Source organism: Streptomyces sp. NPDC056160 (assembly GCF_042268205.1).
Taxonomy (GTDB): domain Bacteria; phylum Actinomycetota; class Actinomycetes; order Streptomycetales; family Streptomycetaceae; genus Streptomyces.
In genome coordinates, this window is record NZ_JBHJUW010000215.1 from 1 (window position 1) to 10,435 (window position 10,435).

6 protein-coding genes and 3 pseudogenes are annotated in these 10,435 nt (G+C 70.2%); 6 read left to right on the forward strand and 3 right to left on the reverse strand.

Annotated features, from left to right (window positions below):
* Positions 1-240: 240 nt before the first annotated feature.
* The gene (locus ACFC02_RS39690) at positions 241-585 is read left to right on the forward strand and encodes a transposase (RefSeq protein ID WP_376367416.1); all 345 of its coding nucleotides are present in this window, start codon (positions 241-243) and stop codon (positions 583-585) included.
* A gap of 35 nt (positions 586-620) precedes the next feature.
* A complete protein-coding gene (locus ACFC02_RS39695) occupies positions 621-866 on the forward strand; it encodes a transposase (RefSeq protein WP_376367418.1) in 246 nt (81 codons plus the stop codon).
* A gap of 10 nt (positions 867-876) precedes the next feature.
* On the opposite strand, the gene ACFC02_RS39700 is transcribed toward ACFC02_RS39695, so the two are convergent.
* A complete protein-coding gene (locus tag ACFC02_RS39700; protein WP_376367420.1) occupies positions 877-1,557 on the reverse strand; it encodes a class I SAM-dependent methyltransferase in 681 nt (226 codons plus the stop codon).
* A gap of 66 nt (positions 1,558-1,623) precedes the next feature.
* Between ACFC02_RS39700 and ACFC02_RS39705 the strand changes: the two are divergent.
* Positions 1,624-2,882, forward strand: a pseudogene (locus tag ACFC02_RS39705) (ISL3 family transposase); the annotation flags it as partial.
* Positions 2,883-3,096: 214 nt separating this feature from the next.
* On the opposite strand, the pseudogene ACFC02_RS39710 reads toward ACFC02_RS39705, so the two are convergent.
* Positions 3,097-3,603: pseudogene (locus ACFC02_RS39710) on the reverse strand (non-reducing end alpha-L-arabinofuranosidase family hydrolase); the annotation flags it as partial.
* A gap of 991 nt (positions 3,604-4,594) precedes the next feature.
* Between ACFC02_RS39710 and ACFC02_RS39715 the strand changes: the two are divergent.
* Both ACFC02_RS39715 and ACFC02_RS39720 read left to right on the forward strand, forming a co-directional pair.
* Entirely contained in the window at positions 4,595-6,028 is a 1,434-nt protein-coding gene (locus ACFC02_RS39715) for an endo-1,4-beta-xylanase (RefSeq protein WP_376367422.1), read from the forward strand.
* 509 nt (positions 6,029-6,537) lie between these two features.
* Complete coding sequence (locus ACFC02_RS39720) at positions 6,538-9,720, forward strand: discoidin domain-containing protein (protein WP_376367425.1); 3,183 nt, start codon at positions 6,538-6,540, stop codon at positions 9,718-9,720.
* Between the two features lie 223 nt (positions 9,721-9,943).
* On the opposite strand, the gene ACFC02_RS39725 is transcribed toward ACFC02_RS39720, so the two are convergent.
* A complete protein-coding gene (locus tag ACFC02_RS39725) occupies positions 9,944-10,135 on the reverse strand; it encodes a hypothetical protein (protein ID WP_376367427.1) in 192 nt (63 codons plus the stop codon).
* Between ACFC02_RS39725 and ACFC02_RS39730 the strand changes: the two are divergent.
* A pseudogene (locus ACFC02_RS39730) lies at positions 10,128-10,346 on the forward strand (DDE-type integrase/transposase/recombinase); the annotation flags it as partial. The gene ACFC02_RS39725 and the pseudogene ACFC02_RS39730 sit on opposite strands and share 8 nt — an antisense overlap.
* Positions 10,347-10,435 lie beyond the last annotated feature (89 nt).

Sequence of the window (10,435 nt, forward strand, 5' to 3'; positions counted from 1 at the left end):
CGTGGACGGACATGCGCCCCCGGAGCCTGGCCGTGGCCCTGGACGGAGCCGACCGGGACACCCCGGTGTCTCGTGCCGCTGCACCTGAGCAGTAGGCCCTGTCGTCACACTCCCGCCCGCCCCGCGACGCCTGGCACGCCCTCTCGCCGCACCGGGCGAAAGCCCGAGTACGCCCAGTACGAGGACTTCCGCCCGGCACGCCGAGAGCACGCCGACTTCGTCCACGCGGAGGATCCACAATTGCTTGAGGGGCTTGCTCAGGTCCGTACTGAGAGGTCGTTTTCTCCCGGTGCCCTGATCGTCGACCGGCACCCGGCCCACCGCTCGAAAACCGTCCAGGCCTATCTCGCCGGCCACGCCGACGAGATCGAGCTGCACTTCCTGCCCTCGTACTCACCCGAGCTGAACCCTGACGAACCGGTCAACGCCGACCTGAAACGCAGCCTGCCCCACACCCACCGGGCCAGGGACCAGGCCGCGCTCGCCGCCGAAACCCGCCGGTTCTTCCACCGCCGACAACGCCAGCCCCACGTCGTCACCGGCTACTTCAGGGCCCCGCACGTCCGCTACATCCTCGACGAGTGAACCCAATAAGTCTCTGATCAATATTAGAGCCGTTGTTGCCGAAGCGTGTCGGGGCGGGGCGGCCGCCTGTCTGGCCTCGGCGGCGGTTGATCGACGGCATACGATTCCGGGTCCGTACCGGTGTTCCGGGGCGTGATGTACCTGTCGAGTACGGGCCGTGGGGCCGGGCTACGACCTGTTCCGCCGGTGGCAGCGGAACGGCACCTGGCACCGGATTCCCACCAGGCTCCAGTCTCAGTGGCTCGGTCATCCAGTCTGCCGAGATGCCGGGCCTGCTGTGAGCGGAGGGGCTCAGTGCAGCCGTCGCGCACGCAGCACCAGGTCGTCGGTATGGTGCGCGCCGGCGCCGCCGTCGGGTGCCAGGCGTGGTCGCTGCTCGTTCACCTCCACCTTCCAGTCGTCGGTGAGCAGGGCGGCGACCATCGAGGGCCAGACGTAGTCAGCCGGGTCGAAGCCGCTGTCGTGCGCCTGCTGGGTGTCCATCCCCGCGTGGTGTACGAGCAGCAGCACGCCGCCGGGCGCGACAGCCGCGAGCAGTGCTCGCTCGGCTGCGGCGTCGGGGGTGCGCAGCAGGGCTGGATACTGCGCGGAGACCAGGTCGAAGGAGGCCGGCGGGAGCGCCGCTTCCGTCAGCGCGGCGTGCACCCAGCGAACGGCGACGCCTGCGTCCCGCGCGTGCCCGGCCGCCCGCTCCAGCGCCACGCCCGAGACCTCGAGCGCGGTCACGTCCCAGCCGCCGCGCGCGAGCCAGACGGCGTCCGCGCCCTCGCCGCAGCCGACGTCGAGCACGCGCCCGGGCGGGAGCCCGGCGACCTCGGCCACGAGCGCACCGTTGGGCCGGCCGCTCCACAGCTGTTGCCGGTCGGCGTATCGGTTGTCCCACTCCGCCCGCACCGCGGGGTCTCCGACGTATCCGTCGCCGGGCAAGCAAGTGTCAGACGCGGGCGATCCCGCTGTGATGTCGTCGGTCACGGGCCCAATGTCACCCATCGTGGCCGCTCACGCCACTCCTGTTGCCGTTCCGGCAAAATGGCGTCCGGGCTGTTGGAGCGCCATCAGCGCCGCACGGTGCGGCCGGCCGCGCAGACAGCCGAGGTGGCCAGGGAGTCAAGCGGCCGCGCGACGGCCCGGCTCGCCGCCTGGCTGGCTGGCTGGCTGGCGGTGCCGGTCTCCCGCAGTACCGCGCTGCGCCATCTCTGGCGCCGCCTTCCCGCGCCGAAACCACCGGCCCCGCAGGTGATCGGCGTGGACGATTCAGCCCTGCGTCGCCGGTACGCCACGATCATCACGGACGCCGAGACCGGCAGGCGCGCGTCATGGTCCTGCCCGACCGCGAGGCCACGACGCTGGAGTCCTGGCTGCTCGAGCACGGCAGCGGCGTCGAGGTCGCGTGCCGGGACGGCCCGGCCACCTACGCCGAGGCCGTCCGCCGCGTTCTGCCCGACGCAGTGCAGGTCAGCGACCGCTGGCGCCTCTGGCGCAACCTGTGCGGCAAACTCCTGCTCGAAGTTCGCGCCCACGCCGGCTGCTGGGCCACCATCGACCCACTCCGTCGCGCCCCGGCGTAGTACGCGAGCAGACCACTCGCGAACGCTGGAACAAGGTCCACGATCTCCTCGGCCAGGGCGTCGGCCTGCTCGAATGCGCCCGCCGCCTGCAACTGGCCCTGACCACCGTCAAGCGTTACGCGCGCGTGCCCGAACCCCAGGTTCTGCGAATCGCCCCCACCTACCGGCCCACCCTCGTCGCCCCTACCGCGACCACCTCCGCGAACGGCGCCTGGCCGACCCGGCGGTGCCGGTCACCCATCTGCTGTAAGAGATAAAGGAGTTGGGATAAACCGGCAGCGCCAACCTGCTGGTCCGCTACCTCAATCAAGGCCGCGCCGAGGGGAACGCCCGGTGACCACCCCACGCCGAGCCACCCGGCTCCTGCTCACCCACCCGGACAAGCTGCGCCCGAAGGAAACCTCCTTGCTGGGGAAGATCGCCGCGGCCTGCCCGGAGATGACCGCTCTCGCCGATCTCGTACGCGGCTTCGCGGCCCTGCTGAAACCGGCCGAGGGCAACGATGTGGAACTCACCGAGTGGATCGCCACCGCGCGCACCGCCACACTGCCCCACCTGCACAGTTTCACCAACGGCCTCGAACTCGACCGGTCAGCTGTCAACACCGGCCTCACCTCGCCGCACCACAACGGCCGCACTGAAGGCGTCAACACCCGCGCCAAGAGGATCACGAGGCAGATGCACGGACGCGCCGGATTCAACCCCCTTCGCCATCGCATCCTCCTGCCCTGGCAGCCACTCGGCGTCACCACCGACTACGGACCAGACCCGAACGATTCACATCCCGCCCGGTCCGCCCCGAGCAGGAGGAACCCCGGCCGCCGCACGGCCGGGCTTCCTCCAGACTGTGGGCATCGGTCAGCAGGTGGCGCTCCCCCGCCGTAAACCGCTCACCCACACACTCGCGGACCGCCCCGCGTCGCGGTCACCTGGACCGGGGAGGTCAGCGCTTCAGGGTGAGGACACCAGGCCGCCACGGCAGCTGGTCATAGGGTCCGCTCGCGCTGGGGGACTTGCCCTGGTAGAGGAACTGGAGGTTGCAGGGGTCGATGGTCATGGTCTGATCGGGGTTGCTGCGGACCAGGTCGCCGTGGCTGATGTCGTTGGTCCAGGTGGCACCGCTGTTGGCCTTGCCCGCGAAGGGGTTGCTCTCGTTCGCGGCCTGCGGGGTCCACGAACCGCTCAGGCTGGAGGTCGTGAACGAGCGGAAGTAGCGCCCGTTCGCGCCCATCGCCTCCACGATCATGAGGTACTGGTTCTGGCCCTGGACCTTGTAGACCTGCACCGCCTCGAACAGGTTGCTCGTCGAGTCGCTCATGACCGTCGTGTACGACGAGCCGAAGTTGCCCGGGAAGTTCCCGATGGGCATGCTCGCCCGGTAGATCTTGCCGTTGTCACCTGCGAAGAAGAGGTACATGTTCTGGCCGTCGCCGATCAGGGTCTGGTCTATCGACGGGAATGCTGGCGCAGCCGGCGAACGGGCCTCGCCGCAGCCGCTGTTCACCGGCGGCATCCCCGGCTCCGGCACCGGCCCGACCCGCCGGACACGTGTTCTCTTCCGTCGGCCTACCGGTGGACCTCAAGCATCGCCGCCAACGCGGCCAGGACCGCCGCAGCGGCGGCGAGCACCGCAGGCGTACGCCTGCGGCGGCAACTTCCTCTGTGCATGGGGGACTTCCTCAACCTCGAGAGTGAATGACGGGTCCATGACATGCACGCTGCGACTCCTTACGGCTCTTCGTTCGGGCGGCGCGCGGCCCGGAATTGCTCTGCTGTGCCCCGGAATTGCTCTGCTGCGCAAACGAGCGGCTCAACATGCACGAAATATCGAACGAAGGTCGGACAGTCGAGCAAACTGAATGATAAGCAACCGACGAACGGCGTCAACACCTCTCGCATGTGTCGACATGTGATACGAAATATTTCGAAGGATAGGTTCGAAACGTCGAACCTCACGCCGCCAGTCGGCCCATGTCACACCGCGTTTCTCGGCGCCTTCGGTAGCCGCAGACGGTGGGGCTCGTCATCACCCGGCTCCTGGGTTGTCGAAATTTTCGTAAATGGATCAGAAACTTTTTGCGTCCAAGCGATTGACGATGCACGGTCAACTCCTCAATCATTTCTGTCTGAGAAGCCTGCGACAGTCCGGTACTTCGGACCGCACCGGGCTCGGGGCAGTCCGTGCTGCACGACCGGATCTCCGCACGCCTGAACAACTGCACCATGTGCAAACGCACCTCGGATCCGTGCCCGTGTCTGTCTCGGAGACCGTCCCGTCCCGTGATCGCGTGTCCGGTGATGCCGTGCCGCTCGGGCTCCGGCCCGACCCGTCAGTCAGCCAGTAACTCAGTGCGTCCGTCCGCCTGCCGCGTGGGAGCGGACGACGCGAAATTCCTGCGCTCGACCTTCCGTGATCTGATTTCTGCCTTGGAGGACCAGTCATGGGCTCATATGCCCTTCCCAGACATGTTGTCCACCGGAAGATCCGCGGTCTGCTGTGGGTGCTGGTCGCCGGCGTCCTCGGTGTGGTCGCCGCCCTGGTCGCGCCGCCGAGAGCAAACGCCACAGAGAGCACACTCGGCGCCGCGGCGGCGCAGAGCGGCCGCTACTTCGGCACCGCCATCGCCTCGGGAAAACTGGGCGACTCGGCTTACACGGCGATCGCGGGCCGTGAGTTCAACATGGTGACGGCCGAGAACGAGATGAAGATCGACGCCACCGAACCTCAGCGGGGCCAGTTCAACTTCACCGCCGGTGACCGCGTCTACAACTGGGCGGCGCAGAACGGCAAGCAGGTGCGCGGCCACACCCTGGCCTGGCACTCCCAGCAGCCCGGGTGGATGCAGAGCCTCAGCGGCAGCACCCTGCGCCAGGCGATGATCGACCACATCAACGGCGTGATGGGCCACTACAAGGGCAAGATCGCGCAGTGGGACGTCGTGAACGAGGCGTTCGCCGACGGCAGTTCGGGAGCCCGGCGGGACTCCAACCTGCAGCGCACCGGCAACGACTGGATCGAGGCCGCCTTCCGCACCGCGCGCGCCGCCGACCCGGCGGCCAAGCTCTGCTACAACGACTACAACATCGAGGACTGGACCTGGGCCAAGACCCAGGCCGTGTACTCCATGGTGAAGGACTTCAAGCAGCGCGGTGTGCCGATCGACTGCGTCGGTTTCCAGTCACACTTCAACAGCGGCAGCCCCTACAACAGCAACTTCCGCACCACCCTGCAGAGCTTCGCCGCCCTCGGCGTCGACGTGGCCATCACCGAACTCGACATCCAGGGCGCCCCGGCCTCGACCTACGCCAACGTGACCAACGACTGCCTGGCCGTCTCGCGCTGCCTCGGAATCACCGTCTGGGGTGTGCGCGACACCGACTCCTGGCGATCGGGAGACACGCCGCTGCTGTTCAACGGTGACGGCAGCAAGAAGGCTGCCTACACCGCCGTCCTCAACGCGCTCAACGGCGGCTCCTCCACACCGCCCCCTTCGAGTGGCGGACAGGTCAAGGGCGTCGGTTCCGGCCGCTGCCTGGACGTGCCCAACGCCAGTACCACCGACGGCACCCAGCTCCAGCTGTGGGACTGCTCCAACGGCACCAACCAGCAGTGGACGTACTCCGACGCCGGCGAGCTGCGGGTCTACGGCAACAAGTGCCTGGACGCCGCCGGCACCGGCAACGGCTCCAAGGTCCAGATCTACAGCTGCTGGGGCGGCGACAACCAGAAGTGGCGCCTCGACTCCGACGGATCCATCGTCGGCGTCCAGTCCGGCCTCTGCCTCGACGCCGTCGGAGCCGGAACAGCCAACGGCACACTGATCCAGCTCTACTCGTGCTCGAACGGCAGCAACCAGCACTGGACCCGCACCTGACAACGCCTGCCACGACCACAAGGGTGAGGCGATGACGGCCCACGGTGCGGCTTCTCCCGCCCCACCAGGACGACTTCGCTGATGATCCCGGTACGCCGCCGTGGAGGCGGCGTACCCGGGACCGGGGCGCGCCGTCTCGGTGAACCCGGCGCCCACCGAAGGGGCCGACGGTGGCACCCACGAACTGCACGCCACCGCCACATGCCCCGACGGTGATCGCCGGGCGGATCGCCTGGGACAGGGGCATGACCATCCTCGAGGACCGGGGCCGGGAACTGCGGCCGGTTTGTGTCCCCATCGATCCGTTCTCGCGCACGGTTATCGGCCCAGTGAGCTGCCCCAGTGCGACTTGTTGTCGTTCCCCGACGCGGAGACCCCGTTGGGCGATGGACAGAGCGGACGCCCTCCGGTCCTGGTGAGGGTGTCCGGCTGCTCCCGCGTGATCACCGCCCGGCCCTTACTACGTACTGCGCCCTACCCGTTGACTCCCGCCCGGATGGCTGTCGAGAATGCTGCTTGACAACGTTGTCCAAACGGAAGGCCTCGCCGTGTCGCACCACCCCGCCCAGGTCGGCCGCCGACATTTCCTCCAACTCCTGGGTGCTGCCGGCGCGTTGACTGCCCTACCTGTCGGCGCCGGAGTGGCACAGGCGGCGGCTGACGCGCCCGCCGCCGGGACGGCAACGGCCTCCGACGGCATCGCCGCCACCTACCTGCGCGTCCTGGCACAGCACACCCGCTGGTCCGAGACCCAGTGGGACGCGGCCCGCGGCTACTACACGGACAAGGACTTCGGCTTCGCCGTCGTCCTCGGCAATGCCGTGCTGCTCACCCACGGCAGCTACGACAGCGACCTGACAGGCATCGACCGCGACACCCTGCGGACACGCACCCTCGCCACCATCCGCCACTTCGCCGCCTCCAACCGGCTCACCGGCGGCGACCAGTGGGGCCGCACGCTCTTCTTCGACACCACCTTCCAGTCGTACTTCGTCATGGCCGCGAAGCTTCTGTGGTCCGAGCTGGACGCGACGACCCGCGGCCACGTCGACGCGCTCCTGCGCGGCCAGGCGGCCTACACCGACGGTCTCGGCACCGGCGACGACCCGGCCTCGGGCTCCTGGACCCCGCACGGGCTGACCGGCGGCTTCGAGGGCGACACCAAGCTGGAGGAGATGGGCGTCTACGCGCAGTCTCTCGCCCCCGCGCTGGCCTGGGCCGGCGACGATGCCCGGCACGACGCGTGGAGGGAGCGCTTCGGTACCTGGTCGCGCAACGAGGCCGGGCTGCCGCCCGCCGACCTCGCCAACCCCGCGGTGGTGGACGGGGTGCCGGTCTCCCGCAACACCGCGCGCAACCTCTACGACACGTTCATCGTCGAGAACCACGGCTCCTTCGGCCCGCACTACCAAGAGGAGTTGTGGCGCACCTCGGGCCGTAACTCCTCGCACTTCCTCGCCGCGGGCACTCCGCTGCCGGAGGTGCTGACGAAGCAGCCCAACGCCGCCCCGTTGTGGCGGACCCTGCTCGGCGTCATGAGTGACGCGGGCGAGCCGTTGATGCCGATGGTCAACGACCGCGAGCACCTGTACGGGCGCGACGTCATCCCGCTCGCCTTCCTCGCGCGGGTGGTGGGAGACCGTGCCGCGGCCCGCGCCGAGACCGAACTCGCCGCCCGCTTGGAGGCGTACCAGCAGTACGCGCCGCGCTACCGGCTCGCGAAGTTCTCCGGCGAGCCGAAATACGAGCCCGAGGCGCGCGCCGAGATCGCCTTGAGCTATCTGCTGCACGTGTGGACGGCGCACACCACCGTGGAGCCCCTCTCGCGGGAGGAGTTCTTCACGCGGGCGGCCGGTGTGACGGATTTCGGTTCCGGGCCCGGGCTCGTCTCGCACCAGTCCCCCGCGGCGTGGGCGGCGGCGGTCAGCAAGCCGGGCTTCGTGAAGTTCGCCTGGCAGCCGGCGCACGACGACTGGCTGTTCAAGCTGAGCGGCGGCACCCCGATGTTCCTGCCCTCGACGGCGGGCACGGTCTCGGGCCGCGCGGTGGAGACCTGGACCACAGTCCGCGACGGCTTCGACGGCAGCGCGACGCTGCTGCGTCTCGACACCGGCTGGGCCGGGTTCACGACGCTGGGGTCCGGCGCCGTCGTCTACGCGAGCAGTGGTACGGGCGCGGGCGAGGGGCACTTGGAGGTGTACAACCTCACGATGCCGGGAATGCCCGGCCTCGGCGGATCCCGCACCTTCCGCTTCGCGGAGGGCTCGGTGCGGGTGGCGGCGCAGGACGGGGCGAGCGCCCCGGCGGCCGGTGGGCGCGTCGACACGCTCGACGTCCCGCGCACCGCCGTGCGTTACCTGCGCATGCAGGGGGTGCGGCCCGATCCGGCGTACGGCTACTCGCTGTTCGCCTTCGAGGCCCGCGCGGAGGCCGGCGGCGAGGATCTCGCGCGCGGCGGCGCGGCGACGGCCTCCTCGGCGGCCCCGGGCATGGGCCCGGAGCTGGCGGTGGACGGTGACGGGGCGACCCGCTGGGCGGTGGCCACCGCGGACCGCAAGCGCGCAGACAGCTGGCTGGCGGTCGACCTCGGCGCCGCGCGGGAGGTCGGGGAGGTGACGCTGCGCTGGGAGGCCGCGGCCGGGCGCGGCTACCGCGTTCAGGGCTCGACGGATGGGGAGCGGTGGGAGGATCTCGCCGTCTATCCCGCGGCGCGGGCCCGCAGCCACGGCGGCTGGCTCGACGTGGATGGCCGCGCCGGTCTCGTGGTGCGCGGCGCGGACCGGGACCACCCCGTCTCCGTCTACGACGACGCGCTTGTCCTCAGTGACGGCCCCGCGGCCCCGGTCGTGATCGAGGGGTATCCCGCTGCCTCGCCCGACCGGTTGCGGGCGCTGGCGGCGCGGAAGGCGCCGTCGGCCGAGCACGCGCGGGTGCGGGCGGCGTACGTGGAGGAGCACCTGAGTCTCTTCAATCTCTCCGGCGAGGAGGTCCGCACCCGTGTCTCGGTGCCGCAGGACGGCGCCGAGCGGTATGTCTTCGCGGGGACGCAGACCGTGACCCGGGACGGGATCGTCCACGAAAGCGAGTTGCCTGCGGCGCGGGCGCTGCTGCTGGCGCCGCGGTTCACGCTCGCCCCGGTCTCGGGTCGTGCGCTGCCTGCCGGACTGCGGGTGAGTGTCGAGGACGGGGCCACGCTGCGGCTCTCGGGGGTCTCCTGCCGGGTGCGTGTGCGCGCGCAGGGCCGGACCGCGGTGGTCTCGGTGCGCTCCGGCGGACGGCCGGCCGTGGTGCGGCTGCACGGGGCGACGGCGTACCCGGTGAACGATCTGGCGCTGGGTCGCACGGTCTTTCCCACCAGCCCGCTGCCCGCGGGCATGTCGGAGCCGTCCGCCGCGGTCGACGGGGACCCGGGCAGCTCGTGGCGGCCGGGCAAGGACGGCCGCCTCGTCGTGGACCTCGGCGCGGCGCTCCCGGTACGGGAGATCGAGGCCGAGTGGACCGGCGGCGACATTCCCGGCCTGCGAGTCGAGGGCAGTACCGACGGCATCGGCTACCGGGACTGGGGGCGCGCCGCGGGGCGCGGCCGCACCCGCGCACTGCGCGTCCGCGCGACGGCCCGCTACGTCTCGCTGCGGGTGGAGGGCGGCGACGGGCACCGGGCGGCGCGGCTGGTACGGCTTTCGGTGCGCTGACGGACCGACCGCGCGCGTCCCGTCCCGAACAGACGCGCGGCGCCCGGGGCCCCGAGCGGAGGTGCTCGGCCAACTTCACACGGGGCCAACCCTACGAATGGCTCGCTCAGCCGATCAACAACGTAGGGACGACTGACAGCCATGGCGCGACGGCCGCCCTGCCTGGCCCACGGGACCGACAGGGCGGCCGTCCGTCAGGGACAGTTACGGGAGGGGCGAAGCGTCAGGACCCGACAGTGACGCCGTCGGCAGCCAGCCCGGCAGCGCTGCTCGCGATGGCCCCGGCTAGGGCCCGCTGGACATCGCCCAGGGCGTGGCCGCGCTGGAGGGCTGCCTGGTCGAGAACTACGGCGGCGTGGGCACCCTGCACATCCCGGCCGGGGTGGACGGCGCTGCTCGGCTGCTGCAACTTCACGCACGTCGCCGCCTGGGCCGGCGTGGTCTACGTCGCTTTCGTCGTGGACACCTTCTCCCGCCGCATCGTCGGCTGGTCCGCGTCGATGTCGAAGCAGACTCAACTCGCCCTGGACACACTGGACATGGGGCTGTGGCAGCGCGACCGAGACGGGCGCCCGCCGGAGCCCGGCGAGCTGATACATCACTCCGACGCCGGGCCGCAAGGCGGATTCAACCGGTCGTCGCAACACCTTGTGATCAGCGAGGTGTGGGATGGTTCGTCGTCAGCAGGCGGCCGATCGGGCGGTGCGCCCGAAGT